This window comes from Aeromonas sp. ASNIH5, from assembly GCF_002902865.1.
Taxonomy (GTDB): Bacteria; Pseudomonadota; Gammaproteobacteria; order Enterobacterales; family Aeromonadaceae; genus Aeromonas; species Aeromonas caviae.
This window is the reverse complement of sequence record NZ_CP026122.1, coordinates 2,343,224-2,367,818: the sequence shown is the minus strand read 5'-3', so window position 1 is coordinate 2,367,818 and position 24,595 is coordinate 2,343,224. Positions and strand designations below refer to the sequence as shown.

23 protein-coding genes are annotated in these 24,595 nt (G+C 64.1%); 12 read left to right on the top strand and 11 right to left on the bottom strand.

Annotation, left to right across the window (positions count from 1 at the left end; all coding sequences use genetic code 11):
- Positions 1–143 precede the first annotated feature (143 nt).
- From nudE to C2U30_RS10915, 3 genes are all read left to right on the top strand, one after another.
- Positions 144–752, top strand: coding sequence for an ADP compounds hydrolase NudE (nudE, locus tag C2U30_RS10925; protein ID WP_039040577.1), 609 nt, complete (start codon positions 144–146; stop codon positions 750–752).
- Between the two features lie 44 nt (positions 753–796).
- On the top strand, positions 797–1,609 hold the full coding sequence (gene cysQ, locus C2U30_RS10920) for a 3'(2'),5'-bisphosphate nucleotidase CysQ (RefSeq protein ID WP_010675709.1): 813 nt from the start codon (positions 797–799) through the stop codon (positions 1,607–1,609).
- A 411-nt stretch (positions 1,610–2,020) separates the two neighbouring features.
- Positions 2,021–3,289, top strand: coding sequence for an aromatic amino acid transport family protein (locus tag C2U30_RS10915; protein ID WP_029314815.1), 1,269 nt, complete (start codon positions 2,021–2,023; stop codon positions 3,287–3,289).
- Between the two features lie 83 nt (positions 3,290–3,372).
- Here the strand turns inward: C2U30_RS10915 and C2U30_RS10910 are convergent, their stop codons facing one another.
- The 3 genes from C2U30_RS10910 to metJ all read right to left on the bottom strand — a co-directional run bounded on the left by C2U30_RS10910 (position 3,373) and on the right by metJ (position 4,913).
- Positions 3,373–3,711 (bottom strand): tRNA-binding protein, encoded by a 339-nt coding sequence (locus C2U30_RS10910; protein WP_103243741.1) that lies wholly within the window; start codon positions 3,709–3,711, stop codon positions 3,373–3,375.
- Between the two features lie 84 nt (positions 3,712–3,795).
- Positions 3,796–4,554 (bottom strand): AraC family transcriptional regulator, encoded by a 759-nt coding sequence (locus C2U30_RS10905; RefSeq protein ID WP_052815545.1) that lies wholly within the window; start codon positions 4,552–4,554, stop codon positions 3,796–3,798.
- Positions 4,555–4,589: 35 nt separating this feature from the next.
- Positions 4,590–4,913 (bottom strand): met regulon transcriptional regulator MetJ, encoded by a 324-nt coding sequence (gene metJ / locus C2U30_RS10900; RefSeq protein ID WP_005327165.1) that lies wholly within the window; start codon positions 4,911–4,913, stop codon positions 4,590–4,592.
- Positions 4,914–5,136: 223 nt separating this feature from the next.
- Between metJ and metB the strand changes: the two genes are divergently transcribed.
- Positions 5,137–6,315 carry a cystathionine gamma-synthase gene (gene metB, locus C2U30_RS10895; RefSeq protein ID WP_103243740.1) on the top strand — a complete coding sequence of 393 codons (1,179 nt, stop codon included), beginning with the start codon at positions 5,137–5,139 and terminating at the stop codon, positions 6,313–6,315.
- A complete protein-coding gene (locus tag C2U30_RS10890; protein ID WP_041211708.1) occupies positions 6,315–8,768 on the top strand; it encodes a bifunctional aspartate kinase/homoserine dehydrogenase II in 2,454 nt (817 codons plus the stop codon). The genes metB and C2U30_RS10890 overlap by 1 nt, the downstream gene beginning before the upstream one ends.
- 67 nt (positions 8,769–8,835) lie before the next feature.
- On the opposite strand, the gene C2U30_RS10885 is transcribed toward C2U30_RS10890, so the two are convergent.
- Both C2U30_RS10885 and C2U30_RS10880 read right to left on the bottom strand, forming a co-directional pair.
- Positions 8,836–9,525 (bottom strand): LrgB family protein, encoded by a 690-nt coding sequence (locus tag C2U30_RS10885; RefSeq protein WP_010675703.1) that lies wholly within the window; start codon positions 9,523–9,525, stop codon positions 8,836–8,838.
- Complete coding sequence (locus tag C2U30_RS10880) at positions 9,518–9,919, bottom strand: CidA/LrgA family protein (RefSeq protein WP_039040574.1); 402 nt, start codon at positions 9,917–9,919, stop codon at positions 9,518–9,520. Before C2U30_RS10880 ends, C2U30_RS10885 begins: the two co-directional genes overlap by 8 nt.
- A gap of 128 nt (positions 9,920–10,047) precedes the next feature.
- Between C2U30_RS10880 and C2U30_RS10875 the strand changes: the two genes are divergently transcribed.
- Entirely contained in the window at positions 10,048–10,923 is an 876-nt protein-coding gene (locus C2U30_RS10875) for a LysR family transcriptional regulator (protein ID WP_103243739.1), read from the top strand.
- A gap of 17 nt (positions 10,924–10,940) precedes the next feature.
- Here C2U30_RS10875 and C2U30_RS10870 read toward each other — a convergent pair whose 3' ends face one another.
- The 3 genes from C2U30_RS10870 to pdxR form a co-directional block, all read right to left on the bottom strand.
- Positions 10,941–11,771, bottom strand: a complete 831-nt coding sequence (locus C2U30_RS10870) for a substrate-binding periplasmic protein (RefSeq protein ID WP_223933103.1) — start codon at positions 11,769–11,771, stop codon at positions 10,941–10,943.
- On the bottom strand, positions 11,755–12,639 hold the full coding sequence (locus tag C2U30_RS10865; RefSeq protein WP_233721108.1) for a hypothetical protein: 885 nt from the start codon (positions 12,637–12,639) through the stop codon (positions 11,755–11,757). The genes C2U30_RS10870 and C2U30_RS10865 overlap by 17 nt, the downstream gene beginning before the upstream one ends.
- A gap of 102 nt (positions 12,640–12,741) precedes the next feature.
- Positions 12,742–14,169, bottom strand: coding sequence for a MocR-like pyridoxine biosynthesis transcription factor PdxR (gene pdxR / locus C2U30_RS10860; RefSeq protein ID WP_103243738.1), 1,428 nt, complete (start codon positions 14,167–14,169; stop codon positions 12,742–12,744).
- A gap of 252 nt (positions 14,170–14,421) precedes the next feature.
- Between pdxR and C2U30_RS10855 the strand changes: the two genes are divergently transcribed.
- From C2U30_RS10855 to C2U30_RS10845, 3 genes are read left to right on the top strand one after another with little or no spacing between them, the layout of a single operon-like run.
- A complete protein-coding gene (locus C2U30_RS10855) occupies positions 14,422–14,889 on the top strand; it encodes an OsmC family protein (protein WP_010675697.1) in 468 nt (155 codons plus the stop codon).
- Positions 14,890–14,907: 18 nt separating this feature from the next.
- Complete coding sequence (locus C2U30_RS10850; protein ID WP_042878345.1) at positions 14,908–15,345, top strand: rhodanese-like domain-containing protein; 438 nt, start codon at positions 14,908–14,910, stop codon at positions 15,343–15,345.
- A gap of 28 nt (positions 15,346–15,373) precedes the next feature.
- Positions 15,374–16,102: a GNAT family N-acetyltransferase gene (locus C2U30_RS10845; protein ID WP_103244685.1), complete on the top strand. Its 729-nt coding sequence runs from the start codon at positions 15,374–15,376 to the stop codon at positions 16,100–16,102.
- Between the two features lie 127 nt (positions 16,103–16,229).
- Here C2U30_RS10845 and ybaK read toward each other — a convergent pair whose 3' ends face one another.
- Complete coding sequence (ybaK, locus tag C2U30_RS10840; protein ID WP_010675694.1) at positions 16,230–16,700, bottom strand: Cys-tRNA(Pro) deacylase; 471 nt, start codon at positions 16,698–16,700, stop codon at positions 16,230–16,232.
- Positions 16,701–16,881: 181 nt separating this feature from the next.
- On the opposite strand from ybaK, the gene C2U30_RS10835 reads away from it, so the two are divergent.
- Positions 16,882–18,363, top strand: a complete 1,482-nt coding sequence (locus tag C2U30_RS10835) for a GGDEF domain-containing protein (RefSeq protein WP_069651918.1) — start codon at positions 16,882–16,884, stop codon at positions 18,361–18,363.
- A 166-nt stretch (positions 18,364–18,529) separates the two neighbouring features.
- On the opposite strand, the gene ppc is transcribed toward C2U30_RS10835, so the two are convergent.
- Both ppc and argE read right to left on the bottom strand, forming a co-directional pair.
- A complete protein-coding gene (ppc, locus tag C2U30_RS10830; protein ID WP_010675692.1) occupies positions 18,530–21,163 on the bottom strand; it encodes a phosphoenolpyruvate carboxylase in 2,634 nt (877 codons plus the stop codon).
- 213 nt (positions 21,164–21,376) lie between these two features.
- Positions 21,377–22,522 (bottom strand): acetylornithine deacetylase, encoded by a 1,146-nt coding sequence (argE, locus tag C2U30_RS10825; RefSeq protein WP_103243737.1) that lies wholly within the window; start codon positions 22,520–22,522, stop codon positions 21,377–21,379.
- A 261-nt stretch (positions 22,523–22,783) separates the two neighbouring features.
- On the opposite strand from argE, the gene argC reads away from it, so the two are divergent.
- The gene (gene argC / locus C2U30_RS10820; protein ID WP_042864921.1) at positions 22,784–23,791 is read left to right on the top strand and encodes an N-acetyl-gamma-glutamyl-phosphate reductase; all 1,008 of its coding nucleotides are present in this window, start codon (positions 22,784–22,786) and stop codon (positions 23,789–23,791) included.
- A gap of 23 nt (positions 23,792–23,814) precedes the next feature.
- Entirely contained in the window at positions 23,815–24,594 is a 780-nt protein-coding gene (gene argB / locus C2U30_RS10815; protein WP_010675689.1) for an acetylglutamate kinase, read from the top strand.
- Position 24,595 lies beyond the last annotated feature (1 nt).

The following is a 24,595-nucleotide window of genomic DNA, read 5'->3' as shown; positions in this document are numbered from 1 at the left end:
CCTCGCGATGTCTGTGGTGATGGGAAAAACGGGGCGCATTATAACGGATTTTTCAGACATCTTTCCCCTCTTTGCCCCGTGGTGTTCGGCAGGGGAGTCGTTTACTCTTGAAACACGATTTTTTAACGAGCAGTCAGCCCCCGATGAGCGATCCCCACAAGCGCAATCCCGTCCACCTCAGTGTCGAGACCATGGCCCATGACAAGAGCAAGCCGGAGATCCTCAAGGCCGAGATCGTGGCCGAGAGCCGGCTGTTCAAGGTGGAGTCCCTTCACCTGAAATTCTCCAACGGCGAGGAGCGGGTCTACGAGCGGATGCGCGGCGGCAATCGGGGTGCCGTCATGGTGGTGCCCCTGTTCGATGCCCACACCCTGCTGCTGGTGCGCGAGTACGCGGCGGGCACCCACTCCTACGAGCTGGGTTTCCCCAAGGGATTGATAGACCCCGGTGAAAATGCCTTCGAGGCGGGCAACCGGGAGCTGATGGAGGAGGCGGGCTTCGGGGCGAGCAGCCTGACCCTGCTCAAGCAGGTGTCGCTGGCGCCGGGGTATTTCTCCAGCCGGATGGACATCTTGCTGGCGCGGGATCTCTACCCCGAGCAGCGGGTCGGTGACGAGCCCGAGCCTCTCGAGGTGATCCCCTGGCCCCTCAACCGGATCGACGAGTTGCTGGCACGACCGGACTTCACCGAGTCGCGCAGCATCAGTGCCCTGCTGCTGGCCAGCAAATGGCTGGCGGAGCAGGGAAATTAGCCCGCAGAGGGTCTGTTTGGCAATCAGAGGCAGAGGTAAGCACCATGCAGGAGTTGTTGGCCTGGATACCCGAGGTCAAGGAGATCGCCCGTGAGGCGGGCAGGATCCTTCACGAGATCTATCGCGGCGGTCAGTTCGAACGCCAGTTGAAGGAGGATGCGACCCCGGTCACCAGTGCCGATCTTGCTGCCGATGCCTACCTCAAACAGGCGCTGGCAGCGCTCACTCCCCATGTCCCCGTGCTGACCGAAGAGGCGGCCGACATCCCCTTCAGCCAGCGTGCGAACTGGCGCCAGTACTGGCTGGTGGACCCGCTGGACGGCACTGGCGAGTTCATCGCAGGTAGCGGCGACTTCGCCACCCTGATCGCCCTGGTGCGGGACAATGTCCCGGTGCTCGGGGTCATCTATGCTCCCGAATCCGATCTGCTTTACTGGGCGGTGCGCGGTCACGGCGCCTTCAAGGAGGCGAACGGCGAGAGCCGTCCCATCAGCGCCATCCATCATGAACACGATCAGCCTGACTCCCTGGTGGTGGCCATCAGCCGCCGCCAGAAACTGGAGAACCTGACCCGTCGCCTCAACCCGGCCATCCACTACGAGCTGATCCCGCTCGGCTCCAGCTCCCTCAAGTCCTGCCTGGTGGCGGAAGGCGTGGCGGATTGCTACGTGCGCCTGGGCCCCACCGGGGAGTGGGATACCGCTGCCGCCCAGTGCATCGTGGAGGCGGCAGGGGGGCGCATCCTCAGCCTGGCGCTGCAACCGCTGAGCTACAACGAGACCGAGTCGCTGGAGAACCCGGACTTCATCGTGATGGGGGACCCGGATCTCGCCTGGGGTCGCATTCTGGCCCACTGACGGGTCGACCAGCTCGCAGGGAATGCAATCAGGCGACCACAGGGTCGCCTGATTGCATTGGTGTGATCCACTGGCTGGTTACGGGGATTTTAGGGAGATTCGCTAGTGATGGCGATAACGGCAGTGGATCATCACATCCAATCTGGCTGCACTGGCATAATTTTCAGTTAATTCTGAAAACATGCATTTCATCGAAACAAAAAATCGGTGTGGGTTTTAATTTTGGTTTTATATTCCTAACTTTTGGTTTTTATCAGGATTAATTGAATAATCCGGGGTGAGATTTCCTCCCAATCTCACTGGTGGAACAGGGCTTTGCCAGTGAGATCTGCCAGTCTCCCTTTTTGAGAATTAAATGCTAAAGGAGCACAATGTTTTTAGATTTTAATACTACGTAAAAGTGATTTATCGATGAGTTTATCTGCAGACGTCTCACGGGAGCTGTCCGGTTCCCCCTCCACCATGGCCAGCACCGGCTGGCGTCGCCACGACACCCATTGGGTCATCAGCCTGTTCGGTACCGCCGTCGGCGCCGGCATTCTGTTCCTGCCCATCAACCTGGGTCTGGGGGGGATCTGGCCCCTCATCATCGTCGCCGTGCTGGCCGGTCCCATGACCTTCCTGGCCCACCGCGGGCTGGCGCGTTTCGTGCTCTCGTCGTCGCGCCCCCAGGCCGACTTCACCGAGGTGGCCGAGGAGCATTTCGGCAAGATGGCCGGGCGCCTCATCTCGGCGCTCTATTTCCTCTCCATCTTCCCGATCCTGCTCATCTACGGCGTCGGGCTGACCAACACGGTGGAGAGCTTCATGGTCAACCAGCTAGGCCTGGCCTCCCCGGATCGGGTAATGCTCTCCGGCGTGCTGGTGTTCGCCATGATCGCCGTGATGCTGGCCGGCGAGAAGGCGATGCTGCGGGCCTTCGCCGTCATGGTCTACCCGCTGGCGGCGATCCTGCTGGCCCTCTCCTGCTATCTCATTCCCCAGTGGCAGTGGCCGGAAGTGACCGCCTTTGAAGGCACGAGCTTCCTCAACACCGTCTGGCTGGCGCTGCCGGTCACCGTGTTCGCCTTCAGCCACGCCGCCGCCATCTCGGGCTTTGCCAATGTGCAGCGCCGGGAGTACGGGGAGCAGGCCGAAACCAAGAGCGGCCTGATCCTGCGCAACACCACCGTCATGCTGGTGGGCTTCGTGCTCTTCTTCGTCTTCTCCTGCGTGCTGAGCCTCTCCCCGGCTCAGTTGGCCGAGGCCAAGGCCCAGAACGTCTCCGTGCTCTCCTATCTCGCCAACATCACCGACAACCCGGTGATCGTGACCCTGGGGCCGCTCATCGCCTTCATCGCCATCAGCTCCTCCTTCCTCGGCCACTTCCTCGGTGCCCGCGAGAGCCTGAAAAGCCTGATCGCCAAGCCCACCGGCCTGCCGCTGGCGAAGGCGGACAAGCTCGGCATCGCCCTGATGTTCTTCGCCATCTGGGGCGCCGCCATCATCAACCCGGGCATTCTGGGGTTGATGGAGACCCTCTCCGGCCCCGTCATCGCCATGATCCTCTTCATCATGCCGGTGGTGGCCATCTACAAGGTGGAGGCGCTGGCCCGCTTCCGTCACCGTTGGGTCAACGGCTTCATCCTGCTGACCGGTGCCCTGGCGGTCTCGGCCCTGCTGTTCAGCCTGCTGAAATAAGCCAGGCCGTCAGCATCAAACAAGAGAGGCGACCCCGGGGGTCGCCTCTCTTGCTTCTGCTCTCTGGTTGCCTTGCCGTCGTCTCACCCCAGCTTGGCGCCGTTCTCCACCGTCTGCTCGGGGATGGCGATCACCACGGCGCCATCCGGGCGATAGAAGCCGGTCAGCAGAAACTCCGACTGGATGGGGCCTATCTGCTTGGGGGGAAAGTTCACCACGGCGACGATCTGGCGGCCCACCAGATCCTCCGGTCGATAGAGGTCGGTGATCTGGGCGCTGCTCTTGCGCACCCCGAGCTCGGGGCCGAAATCCGCCCACACCTTGTAGGCGGGGCGGCGCGCCTCGGGGAAGGGCTCGACCCGCACCAGGGTGCCCACCCTGAGCTCCACCATCTCGAAATCCTGCCAGCTTATGGTCTGCATCTTGACTCCTCGTTGCCCATACCTTGCATGAGCCTCAGCATGCCTCGAATGCCCGGGGATTGTCTTCGGCAAAGAGCCGACCGATTACGGCAGGCAGCCGTTTTGCCGGCGCCAGAGGGAAGGGGTCAGTCCGGTCTCGGCCAGGAAACGCTCGGCAAAGGCCCCCTGGTTCTGGTAGCCGCAACGGCTGGCCACCTCGCCGACGGGCAGCCGGGTGCGGGCGAGCAGGGTGCGGGCCAGCGCCATTCGCCGCATCCTGAGGTAGTGGGAGACGCTCGTGCCCACCTGCTGGCGAAAGGCGTGTTTGAACTGGCTCAGGCCGAGGCAGGCGATGGCGGCGAGTTCCTCGTTGGTGAGGGGGTCTGCGAGGTGGGCTTCCATATGACGCTGCACCTTGGCGATACGAGGGGCTATGCGGGGAGCGACGGCGGGGCCCATGCCGCGTCCCTCGGTCAGCAGCCCGAGCCACACCTGATCCATGCCGGCCACGTGGCGCCCCTCGGCCACCATGCGGTGCAGGAAGGCGAGGTAGTGGCGCTGGGCCTCATCCAGCTCGACGAAGGGGTGGTCCCCCAGGGCGGCCGGCAGCCAGTGGCTCTCCTGCACCAGAAACACGTGCGCCGGGTCGGCGGCGTAGTCGTGGCGAAGGCCAGGGGCGATGATGCAGGCAAAACCGGGGGCGAGACGACATCCCCGACCCTGCACCTCGATCTCGAGGGGACCGACGAGGGGGATCACCAGCTGGGCGTGGTCATGACTGTGGCTCTGCATGTCGCTCTGGTAGTGACGCAGGCTGAAGGGGGAGGCGGCAGATAAGCATGACGCGGCACCGGGCCGCGTCATTGAAAGGGATGCATCGTTTGCCATGGGCAGCCGCATTACTCGGCGTCGAAGTCTTCGATCTCTTTGCCAAGGGCTTCCATGATGGCGCGGGCCTCGGCGGGGACGCTGTCCGGGTGATCCTTGCGCAGGTCGTCGTCACAGGGCAGCGGCTGGCCGGTGAAGGCGTGCAGGAAGGCTTCGCAGAGCAGCTCGCTGTTGGTCGCATGACGCAGGTTGTTCACCTGGCGACGGGTGCGCTCATCGGTCAACACCTTCAGCACCTTGAGCGGGATCGAGACGGTTATCTTCTTGACCTGTTCGCTCTTCTTGCCGTGCTCTGCATAGGGGCTGACGTAGTCGCCGTTCCACTCTGTACCCATGTTCCACCTGTAGTCGTTTGGCCGTGAGCGCGGATTTTAACCCTTAAGGAATTCAATGGCAATCCAACAGCAAAGCCATTTAGACGTCTAGAAGTGTTGACGGCTTTTTTAAGGTGGCGTAGTGTGGTGCACCATGGGCCGGCAGTCCGGCCAGCGAAAATGAGAGCGGGGCTGGACGACCCACGAGGCGGACCGGCTCCGGCAACCCATCAAGGAGAGTGACATGACCCACAAGGCCACCCTGGCGGTACGCACCGGGATTGAGACAGACACGCAGCACGGTGCCGTGGTGCCCCCCATCTACCTCTCCAGCAACTACACCTTTGCCGACTTTGGCGAGCCCCGTCAATACGACTATGCCCGCTCCGGCAACCCGACCCGCACCAATCTGGCGGATGCCCTGGCGGCCCTGGAAGGGGGGGCCGGCGCCGTGGTGACCGGTACCGGCATGGGGGCCGTTCACCTGGTGACCACGGCTCTGCTCAAGGCGGGGGATCTGCTGATCGCCCCCCACGACTGCTACGGCGGTACCTGGCGCCTGTTCGAGTATCTGGCGGCCAAGGGCCACTACCAGGTGCAGTTCGTGGATCAGGGGGACGAGGTGGCGCTGGCCGCCGCGCTGGCCCAGAAACCCGCACTGGTGTGGGTGGAGACCCCCTCCAACCCGCTGCTGCGGGTGGTGGACATCGCCGCCATCACCGAGGCCTCCCACGGGGTGGGGGCCCAGGTGGTGGTGGACAACACCTTCCTCTCCCCCTTGCTGCAACAGCCCCTGGCCCTTGGTGCCGATGTGGTGGTCCACTCCACCACCAAGTACATCAACGGCCACTCCGACGTGGTAGGGGGTGTGGCGATCGCCAAGGATCAGGCTCTTGCCGACTCCCTGGTGTGGTGGGCCAACTGCCTGGGGCTCACTTCCGGTGCCTTTGACTCCTACCTCACCCTGCGGGGCCTGCGCACCCTGGCCCCGCGCCTGCGCACCCATCAGGAGAACACGGATCGCATCCTCGCCTTCTTGCAGCAGCAGCCGCTGGTCAAGCGGATCTATCACCCCAGCCTGCCGAGCCATCCGGGCCACGACATTGCGCGCCGTCAACAGTCCGGCTTTGGCGCCATGCTAAGTTTTGAGCTCGATTGCAACGAGACGGGGCTGCGCGCCTTCCTCGCGGGGCTGCGCCTCTTCTCGGTGGCGGAGTCCCTCGGCGGTGTGGAGAGCCTGGTGGCCCATCCGGCCAGCATGACCCACAGGGCCATGACCCCGGCGGCCCAGCAGGCGGCGGGCATCAGTGCCCAGTTGCTGCGCCTGTCGGTGGGGATCGAACACGGTGAGGATCTGGTGGCCGATCTGGCCCAGGGGTTTGAACAGGCGCAGTTGGCACAACAGGCAGAGCAGGTGAAGTAATGGAACAACAACAAGGAGAGTGTGTGGTGGCAACAGAGGCAGTCTTCAAGCGGCGCCATGTACACAAGTTCGGCGGCAGCAGCCTGGCGGATCCGGTCTGTTATCGCCGGGTCGCCAGCATTGTCGAGCAACAGGTGGGGGGCAACGAGCTGGTGGTGGTCTCCGCCGCGGGCAAGACCACCAACCGGCTGATCCAGCTGGTGGAGCTGGCGGAAGCGGGGGATGAGGCCGCAGGCGAAGCCATCACCGCCCTGCACGCCTATCAGCAGAGCCTGATCGACGGCCTGCTGGAAGGGGAGCTTCACCTCGATCTGAGTCAGCAACTGACGGACGACATGCAGCTGATCGCCAAGACCCTGGAGGGGCAGTTTGACCGCTTCGAGCGCAACGGCCTGCTCGCCTTTGGCGAGGTGTGGTCCGCCCGCCTGCTGGCTGCCCTGCTCACCAGCCGGGGTGAGGTGGCCGCCTGGCTCGATGCTCGCAGCTTCCTGCGCGCAGAAGACGGCGCCCTCATCAAGGTGGATACCGCCCTCTCCAGCGAGCTGCTCAAGGCTCGGCTGGCCGAGCACGCCGGTCGCATCGTGGTGACCGGCTTCATCGCCGCCGACATGGAGGGGCGTTCCCTGCTGCTGGGGCGCAACGGCTCCGACTACAGTGCCAGCCTCCTGGCGGCGTTGGCAGACGGGGAGTCCACCACCATCTGGAGTGACGTGGCCGGGGTCTACAGTGCCGACCCGCGCCGGGTGAAAGAGGCGCGTCTGCTGGAGCGCCTGAGCCTGGCCGAGGCCAACGAGCTGGCGCGCCTGGGCTCCTCGGTGCTGCATTCGCGTACCCTGCAGCCGGTGGCCGACAGCCGTCAGCGCCTCACCCTGCGCTGCAGCTACAATCCGGACGAAGGCTGCACCCACATCCTGCGCCGTGCGCCCCGCTCCGGCGGTGCCCGCATCGTCTCCTCGGTGGATCAGATAGCCCTCATCGAGCTCAAGGTGCTGCCGCAGACGGACTTTGAGCAGACAGTGGCGGCCATCGAGGCCCATCTGGCCCGCCATCGCCTCCATCCGCTCACCCTGCAGCGCCAGCCGGATCGGCGGGTGCTGCGTTTGGCCTACACCCTGGAGGTGGCACAAGGGGCCTTCGAGGTGCTCCGTGACTTCCAGTTGCAGGGCAACTTTACCGGCCTCATCCAGAAGGAGGGGTTCAGCCTGGTCGCCCTGGTGGGGGCCGGCGTCACCGACAACGCCGAGCAGTGCCATCGCTTCTACCAGCTGCTGGCGGATCAGCCTCTGGAGTTCGTGCAGGTGGCCAAAGACGGCCTGAGCCTGGTGGCCGTGCTGCGCCAGATCGTGCTGGAGCCGCTGCTCATCGCTCTGCACAGTGCCCTGTTCAGCCGCCCGACCCGGGTCGGGCTGGTGGTGTTCGGCAAGGGCAATATCGGCGGTCACTGGCTGGGGCTCTACGCCCGCGAGAAGGCGCGCCTCGAGCATGAGCTCAATCTGGCGCTCACCCTCTACGGGGTCTTCGACTCCAAGGGCGGGCTGCTGGACGAAGAGGGGCTGGATCCCCTCAAGGTACAGGACAACTTCCATCCCAAGCCGCTCATCTGGCCGGAGCTGCTCTCCCAGCTGGAGCAGCACAGTTTTGACTCCCTGATCGCGCTCGACATGACCGCCAGCGAGACGGTGAGCCGCTACTACCCGGACTTTGCCCAGCTCGGCATCCACATCATCGCCGCCAACAAGTTTGCCGGTGCCGCCGACAGCGAGTTTTACCAGCGCATCAAGCAGACCTGTCGCGACCACCAGGTGCAGTGGCGCTACAACGCCACCGTGGGGGCCGGGCTGCCCATCCAGTCCAGCATCCAGATGCTGCGCCAGAGCGGTGACCGCATCCAGGGGGTCTCCGGCATCTTCTCCGGCACCCTCTCCTGGCTGTTCCAGCAGTATGACGGCACTCGCCCCTTCTCCGAACTGGTGGACGAGGCGTGGCAACACGGCCTGACCGAGCCGGATCCCCGGGAGGATCTCTCCGGTCAGGATGTGCGCCGCAAGCTGCTCATCCTGGCGCGGGAGGCGGGCTTCGAACTCGACTCCGCCGACATCGAGCTGGAGAACCTGGTGCCGGTGGCCCTGCGCAAGGTGAGTGCGGATCAGTTCATGGACAGGCTCAAGGAGCTGGATGACCCTATCCAGACCGCCTTCGAGGGGGCGCGCCGGGTCGGCAAGGTGCTGCGTTATGTCGCCCGCTTTGAGCACGACGGCAAGGCCCGCGTCGGGCTGGAGGCGCTGGAGCCCCATCACCCGTTTGCCAACCTCTTGCCCTGCGACAACGTGTTCGCCATCGAGAGCGACAGCTATCGCACCAACCCCCTGGTGATCCAGGGGCCGGGAGCGGGCCGGGAAGTGACGGCCGCCGCCATCCAGTACGATCTCTGGCAGATCTGCGCCAGCCTCTGAGGCTGCGTGACACGATGCAATGAGAAGAGGCGCCCCTGGGCGCCTCTTCTGTTATCGGGTGGAGGTGTTACCAGAACAGCCTGCCCAGAAGGGGGGCGAGCAGCACGGTGGCCATGCCGGCTATCATCATTACCATGCTGGAGACCACCCCCTCCTCGTTGCCCATCTGATAGGCCCTGGCTGTCCCGGCCCCGTGGGCCGAGGCACCAAAGCCCGCGCCCTTGCCGAGGCGGCTGCGGATGGCGAGCACGGTGAGCACGCTTTCTCCCACCGCCATGCCGATGACGCCGGTCAGCACCACGAACAGGGCGGTGAGATCGGCGTTGCCACCCACGGAACGGGTCGCCTCCACCGCGAAGGGGGTGGTGATGGATCTCATGGCCATGCTGCGCTGCAACAGCTCGGAGAGGTTGAGCCAGCGGGCCAGCAGCACAGTGCTGCCCACCGCCATCACCACGGACGCCACGACCCCGACCGAGAGGGAAAGCCAGTGGCGGCGCATCAGCTGGCGATTCTCGTAGACGGGCACCGCGAAGGCGACGGTGGCAGGGCCCAGCAGCCAGAGCAGCCAGTGGGATTCGGCCATGTAGTCCCGGTAGGGAATGTGGAACAACATCACCACGGCCACCAGCAGGGTGGGGGCCAGCAGCAGCGGCATCAGGGGCAGGATGCGCTTTTTGCCATAGAGCCACTTGCTGGCGTAGTAGAAGAGCAGGGTCAGGGCGAAGCAGAGCAGGCCGAGCAGGGTGTCAGACATGGCGGCGACTCCGGCGGGCCAGCTTCAGCTCGAGGCGATAGACCCTGTCCACCACCAGCGCCGTGGTGCCGAGCACCAGCACGGTGCTGACGATCAGGACCACCATGATGCGCCACCCCTCCTGCAGCAGCAGCTCCTGATAGTTGACCACGGCCACCACGGCAGGGACGAAGAAGAGCAGCATCTCCGCCAGCAGCCAGCGGGCCCCGGCACTGAACCACTGGGCCTTGACCACCCCGAGCAGGATGCAGACCAGCAGCAGCAACATGCCGGTGAGGTTGGCGGGCAGGGGCAGGTGCAATGTGCGCACTGCGATGTCGGCCAGCAACCAGATGGCCGCCAGCAGGGCGATTTGGAAGGGGGTTTGCAACCAGCGAAGGCAGAGGGTTTTCATGGCAAGCGTCTTTCTGTGAACCTGCTCACAGTATAGAGAGGGACAAAACCTGCAAAAAATGAATTTAAATTATCAAAATCATGCCAAAGAGGCATGATTTAGCCAGCCATCCCCGTCAAGAGAGCACCATGGATATTCGAGCCCTGCGTTACTTCGTCGAGCTGGTGCGGGAGCAGAGCTTCACCCGCGCCTCCGAGAAGCTGTTCGTCACCCAGCCCACCATCAGCAAAATGATCCGCAACATGGAAGAGGAGCTGGGCCAGCCCCTGCTGAGCCGGGTCGGCCGCCGCTTCACCCTGACCGACAGCGGCCAGGTGCTGTTCAATCGGGCCCAGACCATCCTGGCGGAGATGCAGCAGCTGGAGGCGGAGCTGGCGGATCTGCAGAGCCTGCAATCCGGGCGTCTTGCCCTCGGCATCCCGCCCATGGTGGGCCATGTCTATGCGGATCTCATCCGTACCTATCGCAGCCGCTACCCCGGTGTGGAGCTCTCCATCGTCGAATATGGCGGGCGGCGCATCGAGCAGGCGGTGCTGGCGGGGGAGCTGGATCTCGCCATCACCATGCTGCCGACCAGGGAAGAGGGGGCCCTCTGCGCCCTGGATCTGGACAGTTACCCCATCCGGGTGGTGCTACCGGACCTGCCCCGCTGGCGCGAGGGGGGCGAGATCCGGCTGGAGGCTCTGCGGGACGAACCCTTCCTGCTCTATACCCAGGCCTTCACCCTGAGCGAGCGGCTGGAGCAGGCCTGCGAGCAAGCCGGGTTCGTGCCTCAGGTGGCGGCCCGCAGCAGCCAGTGGGACTTTCTCACTGCCATGGTGCGAAGCGGCATGGGGGTCGCTTTCCTGCCGGAGCCCATCTGTCGGCGGCTGACGCCGGATGGGCTGGTGTTGCGCCCTCTGGCCCCGGCGCTGAGCTGGCGGCTCGGGGTGATCTGGCCAGGGGATCGCTACCTCTCCCGCACCGCCGAGGCCTGGCTTGCCCTGTGCTGCGAGCAGGGCTGAGGGAGGGGGGGCTGGGGTTAGGGGGTCCCCGGTGACGCCATGCCTGTGACGAAGCGGGCATAGGCTGCGGAGTGTCGCACCTCCTCAATCTCGTCCCACACCTGTTGGCTGAGATCGGGGTGGGCCTGATGGAAGGGGTGGGAGAAGATGAGGTAGTAGGGTTTTTCGACCAGGGGAGGGGTGATTCGCTCGAGTGTGGCCTGCAGCTGCGGGTGGGCGGCCAGGGTCCGTTCTGCGACCCCGGTTTGCAGGGCGGCGGCAACGGCGCGCTGCATCGCGACCTTCTTGAGCAGGATCAGTGGCTCCCTGCTGGAGTCATCCACCCTGACACCGCTCTCCTGCAGCTGGGCGACGATGGAGAAGCCGGATTGCGCCGCAATGACGCCATGGGCGACGAGTTGCCGGCCATCCCAGCGAACCTGTCCGCCTTTTGGCTGGTAGAGGCTGTAGCTCTCGGTGAGCAGGCGCTTGGCGGGATCAGGTGCTCCGTGTCGCATGGGATAGACCCCTATGGTGCGAGCACGCTCTTCGCTGTAGCTCAGCTTGACGGCGGCATCGAGCTGGCCCTGGCTGACGAGGGAGAGGCAGCGTTTCCAGGGAAGGGGGGTGAGAATGATGGGGTGCCCGATCCGGTTTGCCACCTCCTTGAGGTGGAACTGCACTATCCCCTCGCCGGACATCAGCAACCAGGGAGGCGAATCACTGTTCTCCATGCAGGCTCGAATGCTGCCGGGGGCGGCCATGACGCAGGTCGGCAGCAACCAGAGCAGCAGCGCCAGGCAGAGAGTGCGCAAGGGGAGCCTGCCTGACAGGGGAGAACCGGCGAGCCAGTCAGGGAGCGATGCCAAAGTCATCCCTCATCGGGTCATAGAGATAGGAGCGGTAGTCGGTGATCTCGTCGGGCAACTGCGGGTTGGTCAGCCGGAAGATCTGGCGTGAATCGAGCCGGGCAAAGACCAGGGAAGGCTGGAAATGATGGCGCCAGAGGCGCTGCAGGGAGCCATCTTTCCAGGCCAGTTGCAGGCCGCGCAAAAGGCGCTCGCGCTCCTTGCTGTAGGTGGCGTGGCTGTAGAGGGAGTGGATGAGCGGATAGAAGAGGGCGACATGGCTATCCACGGTCAGCCCCGGCAGGCCGGGTCTGTGGTTTTTCCACTCGCTCAATATCTCGTTGGCACCACGGCAGAAGAGATCGATCCGGCCACGGGCCACCAGGCGAAACAGTGACTCATAGTTATCCACCTCCTGCACCCTGAAGCCGTTGTAGCGCAGGATGTCGGCATCCCGCCAGCCGGTGCCCACCCCTTGCGTGAACTGCTGCAACTGGGACAGGGTGTGAACCCCGGCCAGGGCCTGGGCACGGGCGCTGCCGACAAAACAGACCCGGTAGCCGAGCACACCCAGATCGATGGGGAAGGGGACCAGGGTGACGCCGGGTTGAGGGATCTCCTGGGGCCAGCTGTCGACGATGAAGAGGGCATTCTTGCCCGGCGTTTGCACTTCGAGCCGCATCCTCGCCTTGTTCATCCTGATGGCGTCGAGCAGTTCATAGTCGCCGTAATCGGGCCGTGTTTTCTCCAGCGCCAGCCGCATCGCCGCCCGGTAATAATTCATGCGGACATCCTGTTGGGTTTCCCCGGTGATCAGGGTGAAGCGGGTGGCCGCCATCGTGAGGGACGGGAGGGAGAGGGCGAGCAAAAGGAGCAGGATTCGATGCATCTTGACCGGGTTCGGCAACGGGATTGTGCCCAGTATAGACGGGCCATTCCCGTCGACACAGCGCTATCAGGCTCTGGCAAATCTGACCTCTTGAGAAGGGGGTCATGCGGATTTCATCAAGAGACCCAGGCGACGACATAGCTGGCGCAGCGTCTGGTTGTCGAGGCAGCCAAAGCCGAGCAGCCACCCTTCCAGTGTCTGCGGGCCCAGGTAGAACTGGCCCAGATGGCGCAGCCCCAGCCCGCAGGCGTTGGCGGCATCGGTCCAGCGCGCCTCGCCACCGGGGGGCAGCAGCACGGCGCACTGCAGGCCGGCGCCGCTGTGGATGGGAGTAAGCCCCGGGCAGTGCTCTGCCAGTTCCGCCAGCAGCAGATCCCGTCTGCTCTGGTAGAGGAGGCGGCTCTGGCGCAGGTGGGTGGCGAAGTGCTCGCCCCGGATGAAGTCTGCCGTGACTGCTTGCTGCAACTGGTTGCTGTGGCCGTCGACGGCGGCCCGGGCGCGGCAGAAGGAGTCCATCAGCGGCCTGGGCAGCACCAGGTAGGCGAGGCGCAGCGAGCCGAACAGCACCTTGCTGAAGGTGCCCACATAGATCACCCGCCCCTGGCCGTCGAGCCCCTGCAGGGCGGGCAGGGGACGCTGATCATACTGGTACTCCCCGTCGTAATCGTCCTCCAGGATCCAGGCGCCGTGACGCTCTGCCTCGGCCAGCAGCGCCATGCGGCGGGGCAGGCTCATGGGGACGCCAAGGGGATACTGGTGTGCCGGGGTGCAGTAGATGAGGCGTGGTGCAGGATGATCCCCATGAGGGTTGAGCCCCTCTTCATCCACCGGCACCGGATGCACCCGGGCACCGGCGCTCTCCATGGCGGTGCGAGCCCCGGGATAACCGGGGTCTTCCACCCAGACGGTGTCACCGGCATCGATGAGCAACTGGGTCGCCAGCAGGATCCCCTGCTGGGAGCTGGTGAGGATCAGGATCTGATCCGGCTCGCACACCACGCCGCGTGACTGCACCAGATAGCTGCTGATGGCGGCGCGAAGTTCCCCAAGCCCCTGGGGATCCCCGTAGTTCATCCAGTCGCTGGCGCGCTGGCGCCACTGTTGCTGCATCAGCCGACCCCAGAGTGCCTGGGGGAAGAGGCGGGGATCCGGCTGGCTGGAAGCAAAGGTGGTGCCCACCTCGGGCACGTCGTGACAGGCGCCACCCAGGGCCATCTCCTGACCGCGACGGGAGAGGCCCGCCGCTGACTGGGGCGGGCGCGGCGCGGGGCGCACCGCCGCCAGGGCGACAAAGCTGCCGGCGCCCACCTTGCGCACCAGATACCCCTCCGCCTCGAGCCGGCCATAGGCCAGTTCCACCGTGCTGCGGGAGATACCGAGATCCCGGGCCAGGAGACGGCTGGCGGGCAGGCGGCTGTGCAGGGGCAGGTGGCCCGCCAGGATGGCCTCGCGCAGGGTACGCACCAGTTGTTCGTGCAGGGGCAGATCCCCTTGCTGCTGGCTGGCGAAGAGCGTTGGCAGAACGGTCATGGTGTGCTCCCGTTGGCGCGGGGGTTGCGCCTCTTTCGAGGCAGGGATCCTGCCCGCAGGGCATGGCGCGGCTGTGGGGCTGGCGAGCGACGGGCAGAGCGGGTGGGGTGGATGGTCATGGTGGCGGCCCGATGAAATTGGTCTGCCCATATTGGCAAAATTGGTCGGCGTGGCAAGGCCATTTTGTCGCTACATTGGTGGTCACAGGGTGGCGCCAGCAGGCGGCACGGATTGGCAACACAAGGAGTCTGCATGTCGGAATACAGTGCCACCATCAGTTGGCAGCGGGGGGAGCATGAGCCCTTTGTCGATCAGCGTTACAGCCGGGCCCATGAGTGGGCGTTTGATGGCGGGGTCAGAGTGCCGGCCTCCTCCTCTCCCCATGTGGTGCCGCTGCCTTACTCGGTGGCGGAACATGTGGACCCGGAAGAGGCGTTTGTGGCGGCCCTCTCCAGTTGCCACATGCTCACCTTCCTCTGGCTGGCGGCGAAGGCGGGCTATCGGGTAGAGAGCTACCGGGACGAAGCGGTCGGCATCATGGCGAAAAACGGACAAGGTCGCCTCGCCATGACCCGGGTCACCCTGCGTCCCAGGGTGATCTTCGGGGGAGAGCAGGAGCCCGCCCTGGCCGATCTGGAGCAGTTGCACCACCAGGCCCATGAGGAGTGCTTCATCGCCAACTCGGTCAACACCGTCGTCACCACAGAGATCGTCATCTAGTCATCAGGAGCGTTCAGGATGAGTCATGTATTGAGCACAGGGGTGGCAGGGGCCGCTGAAGCCAGCGCCTTTTTCGAGGCCCAGCTGAAGTTTCGTACCGATCCGGCGGATCTGGCCGCCGATCTGCTGGCCGGGGCGGCGGGGATCGTGGTCATCGATACCCGCTCCCCCGCACACTATGCCGAGGGGCACATTCCCGGCGCCATCTCCTTCCCCCACAGGACCATGACGGCGTCGACCACGGCGGTACTGGACCGAAACCTGGTGTATGTCTGCTATTGCGACGGCATCGGCTGCAACGGTTCGACCCAGGGGGCCTACAAGCTGGCGTCCCTCGGGTTTGAGGTCAAGGAGTTGATAGGGGGTCTGCACTGGTGGCGCCAGGACGGTTTCGCCGTCGCCACGGGCAGCGAGCCCGGAGTGCTGCTGGAAGGGGGAATTGCCTGTGCCTGTTGAACGTTGCAATGAGGGGGGCGACGCCTCCCTGTCCGGCGCCGCCCTTTTCAACGACTTTGGGCAGCCTCTGGGGCGTGCGCTGCCAGAATGGCGCGGCGCCGAGTTCCCTCCCCACCGCGCACTGCATGGCTGGGGCTGTCGTCTCGAGCCCCTTGATCCCGAGCGCCACCTGGGTGATCTGTGGCAGGCGTTCGGTGCCGACAGCGGGGCCATGTGGACTTACCTGACCAGCGGCCCTTTCGCGGACGAGGCCGCCATGGGGGTCTGGCTGCGGGAGGTCGCCACCAAGCGGGATCCCCAGTTCTACGGCATCATCGACGAGGGGAGCGGACGGGCGCTGGGACTGGCGAGTTACCTGCGCATCGATCCCCTGGCGGGCAGCATCGAGGTGGGCTGGCTGCACTTCTCCCCCGCCATGCAGCAGTCACGGCTGGCGACGGCGGCCATGGTGTTGATGATGGCGAATGCCTTTGCTCTGGGATACCGTCGCTACGAGTGGAAGTGCAATGCCCTGAACCTGCCTTCGCGCCAGGCGGCCCTGCGCCTGGGCTTTCACTATGAGGGGACCTTCCGTCAGGCGCGGGTGGACAAGGGACACAACCGGGATACGGCCTGGTTCTCCGTCATCGACAGAGAGTGGCCCGCCCTGAAAGGGTGCTTCGAGCGCTGGCTGGAGGACGGCAACTTCGACCATGCCGGGCGTCAGCGTCGCCGACTCTCCGAACTGACCGCCACCTGCCGCTCTGCGGCGTGTTGAGGGCGACAGATCACCTGCGGGGACGGGGCGGTTTCCGGTGCCGGGGCTTTGGGTATCCTTCGCACACAGGCGCCAGATCCGACATCCAGACGCAAGAGGCGCCAGTCATGGCGCCTCTTTTGTTTGTTCAGTCGTGATGATCGCCGATGGGGGCCGCAATCCAGTTCATCAGCCGGACCATGTCCCCGGGGGCCACGCCGACCGAGAGCCCCCGCTTGCCACCGCTCACCAGGATCTCGTCGAAGGCCATGGCGGAGTCGTCCAGCACGGTGGGCAGCAGCTTCTTCTGGGCCAGGGGACTGATACCGCCCACCTTGTAGCCGGTCAGCTTTTCGGCTTCCGCCGGCTTCATCATCTCCACCTTCTTGAGCCCGGTGGCCTTGGCGAGCTGCTTGAGGCTGCACATGCCCGAGGAGGGCACGATGGCCACCACCGCCTGCTTGTCGTGATGGGCGAGCAGGGTCTTGAACACCTGCGCCTCAGGCAGACCCAGCTGGGTAGCGGCATGCTTGCCGAAGTCGTCGTGGGCTTCGCACTCGTAGGGGTAGAGCCTGTGGGGGATCTTGAGCTTTTTCAGCAAGTTGATGGCGGGTGTCATGGGGTCTCCTCGAACCGTGGCAAGGCCAGACAGTCTGCGCCCGGGAGCCGGATGTGGCAAGAACCAGTCTTCACACCCAATCGGGGCCTGTGTTAGCGTAACCGGGTGCCGGATCCTATGATTTGGGCACTTGTCCCCGCATTCCAATGCAATGCGCCGGCGATCGAAAGGAATCGTAGCCATGAATACCACAGCACTTTGCGCTCGCGATATCGACGCGATGGATCGATATGAGACCCTCGCCAGGCTGACCGCCCTTGATCGGGCCTATGGCATGGTCGAGTTCGATCTCGATGGTCGCATGGTGTCGGTCAATCCCCTGTTTTGCGACATGCTGGGCTATCCCCCCGAAGCGCTGGTGGGCCAGTCCCATCTCATGCTCTTGCCGCCGGATCTGCAGGCCGAGCATGAGCTCTTCTGGCAGAGGGTATTGGGTGGCGAGATCCAGTCGGGGGAGTTTCGCCGGGTCAGGCAAGGTGGCAACCCCCTCTGGCTCCATGCCACCTACATGCCCGTGACCGACGAGGCAGGCATCCTGCTGGGGGTGGTCAAGCTGGCGCACGACATTACCTCGGCTGTGATGGCCAAGCAGCGGGTCGAGCAGCAGAGCCAGCTGTTTGACATCGTGGTGGCCGCTCACCAGAGTTTTCTGCTCGATCGCAATCTCGGCTCCGCCTGCGACACCGTCTTCGAGCGGCTGCTGAGCGTGAGCGAAAGCTCCTATGGTTTCATCGGCATCATCCAGTACGAGGATGGCCGCCCCAGTCTCTATGTCCCCTCCATCTCCAATGTCTCCTGGGATGAGGCGACCCATGCCTGGTATGAGCAGCAGCGCCAGAGCCGGGGCGGGCTCATCTTCAGCAAGCTCGACAACCTGTTTGGGCACGTGGTGACCCACAATACCCTGGTGTGCTGCAACGATCTGCCGAGCCATCCAGCCAGTCGCGGTGTCTCCCCCCGTGGTCATCCGCACCTGGAGAGCTTCCTCGGCATTCCCATCCGCCACAAGGGAGAGGCGATCGGCATGATCGCCCTGGCCAACCGCCCGGGTGGCTTTGACGAGACCCATGTCAGCCTGCTCGAGCCCCTCACCACGGCCCTTGGCACCCTTATCCACGCCCGCAACCTGGAGGATGAGCGCAGCCGCATGGAGCGGGTGCTGCGCTTCAACGCCGAGCACGACTTCTTGACCAAGCTGCCCAACCGCAGCAGCTTTTTCCAGCAGGCAAACGTGTTGCTGGATCACGTCCAGCACCATCCCGCCGAAGGGGAGGCCTGCTGCCTGGCCTTGATAGACATCGACTTCTTCAAGCAAATCAATGATGTATATGGACACCTTGCCGGGGATGCCGTGCTGGCGTCGCTGGCGGGGCTCCTGATGCAGGCGGTGCGCAGCAAGGATCTGGTGGCGCGATTTGGCGGGGAGGAGTTCATCCTGCTGCTGCGGGGCACGACCCTGGAGGAGGCCCACACCATCATGGAGCGCATCCGGCACCAGGTGGAGCAGCACACCTTCCTGTACCAGCATCAGGCGATCACCGTCACCATCAGCGTGGGGCTCACCCCCTATCAGATGAGTTACAGGCGCATGGATGACTGGCTTCAGTGCGTGGACCAGCGACTTTATGAGGCAAAACGTCGTGGTCGCAACCAGGTATCCTGATGAGAGGCTATATCGCGAAATAAAACAGGGCGCCATCATGGCGCCCTGTTTGTTGTGGATGCTTTTTTCCCTTAGAGGGGGCTGTGCTGGCGGGAATATCGGGATCCCCGTGCCCGGCAGAGACGAAAAAGGGCGCCGGGGCGCCCTTGTTTGCAACGGTCCGGGATCAGCCGGTGTTGCGCATGCCGGCGGCGATGCCGGCGATGGTGACCATCAGCGCCTGATCCAGCTCGGGGTGCAGGGTCTCCGGGTGGTTGCGGGAGCGATTGAGCAGCTCGGCCTGCAGCACGTTGAGCGGGTCGGTGTAGGGGTTGCGCAGCTTGATAGACTCCTTGATCCAGGGCTGATCGTCCAGCAGGTCGCCCTGCGGGCGCAGTTTCAGCACCACTTCGATGGAGTCGGCAAGCTCCTGACGCAGCTGCTTGCCGAGTGCCCACAGGTTCTCCGGCACCAGGCGGGTGTCATAGTATTCCGCCAGCCAGAGGTCGGCCTTGAGGAACACCATCTCCAGCATTTCGAGACGGGTGCGGAAGAAGGGCCACTGGCGGCTCATCTCGTCCAGCACGCTCTTCTGGCCGTCGTCGATGGCCTGTTGCAATCCCTTGTGGGCGCCGAGCCAGGCCGGCAGCATCAGCCGGTTCTGGGTCCAGGCGAAGATCCAGGGGATGGCGCGCAGGCTCTCGACACCGCCGTTGGGCTTGCGCTTGGCGGGGCGGGAACCGAGCGGCAGCTTGCCGAGCTCCATCTCCGGGGTGGCGGCACGGAAGTAGGGCACGAAGTCCGGGTGACCGCGCACGATACTGCGGTAGTGATCGCAGGAGACAGACGCCAGCTGCTCCATGACGGCGCGCCAGCTCTCTTTCGGCTTGGGCGGCGGCAGCAGGTTCCCCTCCAGCACGGCGCTGGTGTAGAGGTTCAGACTCTGGATGGCCACTTTCGGCAGGCCGAACTTGAAGCGGATCATCTCCCCCTGTTCGGTGACCCGCAGGCCGCCGCGCAGGGATCCCGGGGGTTGCGACAGGATCGCCTGATGGGCGGGGGCGCCGCCACGGCCGACGGTACCGCCGCGGCCATGGAACAGGGTGAGGCGGATGTTGTTGGCTTCAGCCAGCGCCACCAGGGATTCCATGGCGGCGTACTGGGCCCAGCCAGCGGCCATCATGCCCGCATCCTTGGCGGAGTCGGAGTAGCCGATCATCACGTACTGACGGCCCTGGATGTAACCGCGATACCAGTCCACCGACAGCAGGCGTTCCATCACGGCGGTGCCCGCCATCAGGTCTTCCTGGGTCTCGAACAGCGGGGCAACCGGCATGCGGAACTTGCAGCCAGCTTCCTTCAGCAACAGCTGGACCGCCAAGACATCGGACGGGGCACCGGCCATGGAGATGATGTAGATGCCGAACGCATCGGGGTCGTGCTGGGCGATGACGCGACAGGTGTCGATGGTCTCGCGGGTCTCGGCACTGGGATCCCAGTCGCTCGGGATGAGGGGGCGGCGGGAGTTCAGCTCGCGCAGCAGGAAGGCCTGCTTGTCCTCTTCGCTCCACTCGGCGTAGTCGCCCACACCCAGGTAGCGGGTCAGCTCGGAGAAGACCTGGCCGTGACGCTCGCCATCCTGACGAATGTCCAGCTTGACCAGGTGGATGCCGAAGCAGGCCAGCTTGCGCAGCACGTCCAGCAGCATGCCGTCGGCGATGTTGCCCATGCCGCAGGCGTGCAGGGAGTGGTAGCAGAGCTCCAGGGGCTCGCGCAGCTGGGCGGTGCTCTTGACCAGATCCCGGCTCTCGCTCGCCTGGCCCTGTACCTTGGCGGTCAGGTACTCCTGGGTCTCGCGCAGTTGCTCGCGCAGCTCGCGTACCAGGGCGCGATAGGGCTCGGGATTGTCGCCGACCCGGGCACGCACGGCGTCGGTGCAATCGGCCATGGAGAGCTCGGAGGTGAGCTCCTTGATGTCCTTGTAGAACAGGCTCACCGCCATCCAGCGGCCCAGCTCCAGCACTTCGGCGGTCACCTTGGCGGTGACGAAGGGGTTGCCGTCGCGGTCACCGCCCATCCAGGAGGTGAACTTGACCGGCGCGGCGTCCAGCGGCAGCCGCACACCCAGATGGTGTTGCAGGCGCTCGTCCAGATTGCGCATGAATTCGGGGATGGCCGGCCACAGGCTGTTTTCCACCACGGCGAAGCCCCACTTGGCTTCGTCCACCGGGGTCGGGCGCTGTTCGCGGATCTCGTTGGTGTGCCAGGCCTGGTTGACCAGTTGCTCGATGCGACTCTGGATCTTGTCCCGCTCGCGGGGCAGCAGATCGGAGAGTTCCAGGGCCTCGAGGCAGTCGTTGAGCTGCACGTGCTTGTGGATCAGGGTACGACGGGTCACCTCGGTGGGGTGAGCGGTCAGCACCAGATCGATGTCCAGCTCGCGCACGGCCTGGATGATGGCCTCCTGGGACAGGTTGGAGGCTTTCAGCTTGTCGAACATCTGCTCCAGCGGGTCCGGGGTGCAGACCTGCTCTTCGCAGCGACGGGAGATGGTGTGGAACTGCTCCGCCACGTTCGCCAGGTTGAGGAACTGGCTGAAGGCACGGGCCACGGGCAGCAGTTCGTCATCGGAGAGGGTACGCAGGGTGTCGAGCAGGCGCTCTCTGTCTGCCTCGTTCCCCTTGCGGGAAGACTTGGCCAGTTGGCGAATGGTCTCAATCTTGTCGAGGAAGGCCTGCCCCTGATGATCCTTGATGGATTTACCCAGCAGTTGGCCCAACATGCCTACGTTGGCCCGTAGTGCGGCGTACTTTTCGTTCATTCCACATCCTTATTTTGTTGGTGCCTCCTGACCTTCCAGGCGGGAGGCGACCTCACTTATTGTTGTGCGATTACAACATATGCTCCGTCATCTTAGGGGGACAATCTACCCAGATTGTCTGCGCAAGGTCAAATAACAAGCCGATTCAGAACATGTATTTCCCTCACCTGTCCCAAGGCGCCTGTCATGTAACTTACTTACACCCCTGTTTGGCTAGACGCAGAAGCGCCGGATCAGGTGCTGCAGCACCGCCGTGGTCGGTTTGACGAACGACAGATCCAGGTATTCATCGGGCTGGTGGGCCTGGGTGATATGGCCTGGGCCCATCACTATGGTCTCGCAACCCAGTTGCTGGATAAAGGGGGCTTCGGTGCAATAGTTCACGGACTCGGCGGCCCGGCCGCTCGCCTTTTCCGCCTCCCGCACCAGCTCGGAGTCATCCTGGCAGGCATAGGCCGGAATGGGTTCGTGCAGGTGCTGCAGGTGCAGGCAGCCGGGCTGGTGGATCTCGATGGGGGAGAGCGCCTCTTTCAACATGCCCATCAGCTCGTCGGGACCCACCTGCGGGGTGGGACGCATGTCGATGTGCAGCTCGCAGCAGCCGCAGATGCGGTTTGGGCTGTCGCCCCCCTGGATGTAGCCGAGGTTCAGGGTGGGCTGGGGCACGGCGAAGCGGTGATCCGCGTACTTCTCCTTCAAATCCTGCTGGAGCCTGAGCACCTGACCCATGGCCTTGTGCATGATCTCCATGGCATTGACGCCGTTGGCGGGATCCGAACTGTGGCCGCTTCGGCCTGTGATGCGAATGGCTTCCGACATGTGGCCCTTGTGGGCCACCACGGGCACCAGCCCGGTGGGTTCGCCGATCACCGCGTAGTCGGGTTTGAGTTCGGCTGCGGCGGCGATGGCGCGGGCCCCGGCCATGGTGGTCTCTTCATCGGCGGTGGCCAGGATGCGCAGCGGCTTGCTCAGGGTCTTGAGGTCGACTTCCTTGAGCGCTTCCACGATAAAGGCGAAGAAGCCCTTCATGTCGATGGTGCCGAGCCCGTACAGGCGGTTGCCCTCTTCGGTCACCTTGAAGGGGTCTTTGGTCCAGGCTCCTTCATCGAAGGGAACCGTATCCGTGTGGCCCGCCAGCAGCAGCCCCCCTTCTCCGTGACCATAGGTCGCCACCAGGTTGAACTTGCCCGGCAGATCCGGCAGGGCCGTCACCTCGCACTGGAATCCGAGCTGACCGAACCAGTCGGCCAGCAGCCGGATCACCGCCTCGTTGCTCTGATCCCAGCGAGTATCCGTGCTGCTGATAGAGGGAATCGCAATAATATTCTTATAAAGTGAAAAAAAATCCAGTTTGGCCATCAGCTCCTCCTTGCGTCCCCGGAGTGTTTCTGTTAGAAAATACAAATGCAAAGTGAGTGCATGAATATTCTATTCGAGTGCTCATCGACAAGACCTCTAGTTGTAAGGGAAAGTTAATGTTCTGTCACCTGATCTGTAACCGACGACGCATATCCGCCTGAATTGCCCCTCCGCACTCGTTGCATCAAAGGGGCGATAGCCGACCCCTTGCACCGCAGCACCATGCTGTGAATTTCGAACCCAGACTTGGAATACTCAAACATGCTTAAGACCGTTATCGTCGGTGCCAGTGGCTACGCGGGGGCCGAACTGGCCGCTCTGGTCCAGAACCATCCACAACTCGAGCTGTTCGGCCTCTATGTTTCCGCCGGCAGCCAGGACGCCCACAAGCGCTTCTCTTCCCTGCATCCCCAATGGGTGGGCAAGCTGGATCAGCCGCTGCTGCCCCTGGACGAAGACGGCATGACCCGGATCCTGACCCAGGCCGATCTGGTGGTGCTGGCCACTGCTCACGAGGTGAGTGCGGAACTCGCGCCCAAGTTCCTGGCCAAGGGGTTGCCGGTGTTCGATCTCTCCGGTGCCTTCCGGGTCAACGATCAGCAGTTCTACTCCTCCTTCTACGGCTTCACTCACGAGAATGAGCAGTGGCTGGAGCAGGCCGCCTACGGTCTGGCCGAGTGGAATGCCGATGCTGTCAAGGCCGCCCAGCTGATTGCCGTGCCGGGATGCTACCCGACCGCCTCCCTGTGCGCCCTCAAGCCGCTGCAACAGGCCGGGCTGATTGCTCAGGGATGGCAGCCCATCATCAATGCGGTTTCCGGCGTCTCCGGGGCCGGTCGCAAGGCCGCCATCAACACCAGTTTCTGCGAAGTGAGCCTCAATCCCTACGGCACCTTCAATCACAGGCACCAGCCGGAGATCAGCCACCACCTCGGCAAGGAGGTGCTGTTCCAGCCCCACCTCGGCAACTATGTGCGGGGCATCCTGGCCACCATCTATGTGCAACTGGCGGAAGGGGTGACGCACACCCAGGTGGATCAGGCCTACCTCAAGGCCTACGAAGGCAAGCCCCTGGTACGCCTCACCGGCCAGATGCCCTCCATCCGCGGCGTGGCGAGCACACCCTACTGCGACATCGCCTGGCAGCAGCAGGGCAACATGCTGGTGGTGGTTTCTGCCATCGACAACCTGCTCAAGGGGGCCGCCTCGCAAGCCATGCAGTGCATAAATATCAAGTTTGGTTTTGAACCGGCCACCGGCCTGATTTAACGCTTTAAGAAAGGATCGAGAAGATGGACAAGCAGACGCTGGTAATCAAGTTGGGTGGTGCCCTGATCGAGAACGACGAGGCCCTGACCGCCCTGTTCGCCACCCTGAAGACCTTCCTGGATGATCAGCACCGTCCTCTGGTGCTGGTGCACGGTGGTGGCTGCCTGGTGGACGACCTGCTCAAGGGGCTGGGCATGACCTCCACCAAGAAGAACGGCCTGCGGGTGACCCCGTTCGAGCAGATCCCCGTGATTGCCGGTGCCCTGGCCGGGACCGCCAACAAGATGATGATGGCCAAGGCCATCTCCACCGGCATTCCTGCTGTGGGTCTGTGCCTCGCCGACGGCGGTCTGTGCCAGGTGACCCAGCTCGATCCGGATCTCGGTGCGGTCGGTGACTGCAAACCGGGCAACCCGGCGCTGGTGGCCGGCATCCTGGGGCAGGGCTTCCTGCCGGTGGTGAGCTCCATCGGCATTACCGCCGACGGACAGATGATGAACGTCAATGCGGATCAGGCGGCCACCGCCATTGCCGAGGCGCTGGGCGCCGATCTGGTGATGCTGTCGGATGTGAGCGGCATTCTGGATGGCAAAGGCAAGCTGGTGCCGCAACTGGACAAGCAGAGCGCGCTGGACCTGATGGAGAAGGGGGTTATCACGGACGGCATGGCCGTCAAGGTGAAAGCCGCCCTGCACGCAGCCGAAACCCTGGGCAAGCCGGTCTGTGTCGCCAGCTGGCGCTACCCGGATCAGCTGCTCAAGCTGCTGGCTGGCGGCGCTGTTGGCACCCAGGTCACCCTCTGAT

What these genes read in the sequence shown, in the direction of transcription:
- C2U30_RS10910 (WP_103243741.1), bottom strand. Translation starts at nt 3,711, where the DNA reads ATGCAGACCATAAGCTGGCAGGATTTCGAGATGGTGGAGCTCAGGGTG.
- C2U30_RS10905 (WP_052815545.1), bottom strand. Translation starts at nt 4,554, where the DNA reads ATGACGCGGCCCGGTGCCGCGTCATGCTTATCTGCCGCCTCCCCCTTC.
- nudE (WP_039040577.1), top strand. Translation starts at nt 144, where the DNA reads ATGAGCGATCCCCACAAGCGCAATCCCGTCCACCTCAGTGTCGAGACC.
- ybaK (WP_010675694.1), bottom strand. Translation starts at nt 16,700, where the DNA reads ATGACACCCGCCATCAACTTGCTGAAAAAGCTCAAGATCCCCCACAGG.
- C2U30_RS10890 (WP_041211708.1), top strand. Translation starts at nt 6,315, where the DNA reads ATGGAACAACAACAAGGAGAGTGTGTGGTGGCAACAGAGGCAGTCTTC.
- C2U30_RS10835 (WP_069651918.1), top strand. Translation starts at nt 16,882, where the DNA reads ATGAATACCACAGCACTTTGCGCTCGCGATATCGACGCGATGGATCGA.
- pdxR (WP_103243738.1), bottom strand. Translation starts at nt 14,169, where the DNA reads ATGACCGTTCTGCCAACGCTCTTCGCCAGCCAGCAGCAAGGGGATCTG.
- C2U30_RS10915 (WP_029314815.1), top strand. Translation starts at nt 2,021, where the DNA reads ATGAGTTTATCTGCAGACGTCTCACGGGAGCTGTCCGGTTCCCCCTCC.
- argE (WP_103243737.1), bottom strand. Translation starts at nt 22,522, where the DNA reads ATGGCCAAACTGGATTTTTTTTCACTTTATAAGAATATTATTGCGATT.
- argC (WP_042864921.1), top strand. Translation starts at nt 22,784, where the DNA reads ATGCTTAAGACCGTTATCGTCGGTGCCAGTGGCTACGCGGGGGCCGAA.
- cysQ (WP_010675709.1), top strand. Translation starts at nt 797, where the DNA reads ATGCAGGAGTTGTTGGCCTGGATACCCGAGGTCAAGGAGATCGCCCGT.
- C2U30_RS10885 (WP_010675703.1), bottom strand. Translation starts at nt 9,525, where the DNA reads ATGTCTGACACCCTGCTCGGCCTGCTCTGCTTCGCCCTGACCCTGCTC.
- C2U30_RS10875 (WP_103243739.1), top strand. Translation starts at nt 10,048, where the DNA reads ATGGATATTCGAGCCCTGCGTTACTTCGTCGAGCTGGTGCGGGAGCAG.
- argB (WP_010675689.1), top strand. Translation starts at nt 23,815, where the DNA reads ATGGACAAGCAGACGCTGGTAATCAAGTTGGGTGGTGCCCTGATCGAG.
- ppc (WP_010675692.1), bottom strand. Translation starts at nt 21,163, where the DNA reads ATGAACGAAAAGTACGCCGCACTACGGGCCAACGTAGGCATGTTGGGC.
- C2U30_RS10880 (WP_039040574.1), bottom strand. Translation starts at nt 9,919, where the DNA reads ATGAAAACCCTCTGCCTTCGCTGGTTGCAAACCCCCTTCCAAATCGCC.
- metJ (WP_005327165.1), bottom strand. Translation starts at nt 4,913, where the DNA reads ATGGGTACAGAGTGGAACGGCGACTACGTCAGCCCCTATGCAGAGCAC.
- metB (WP_103243740.1), top strand. Translation starts at nt 5,137, where the DNA reads ATGACCCACAAGGCCACCCTGGCGGTACGCACCGGGATTGAGACAGAC.
- C2U30_RS10850 (WP_042878345.1), top strand. Translation starts at nt 14,908, where the DNA reads ATGAGTCATGTATTGAGCACAGGGGTGGCAGGGGCCGCTGAAGCCAGC.
- C2U30_RS10855 (WP_010675697.1), top strand. Translation starts at nt 14,422, where the DNA reads ATGTCGGAATACAGTGCCACCATCAGTTGGCAGCGGGGGGAGCATGAG.
- C2U30_RS10865 (WP_233721108.1), bottom strand. Translation starts at nt 12,639, where the DNA reads ATGCATCGAATCCTGCTCCTTTTGCTCGCCCTCTCCCTCCCGTCCCTC.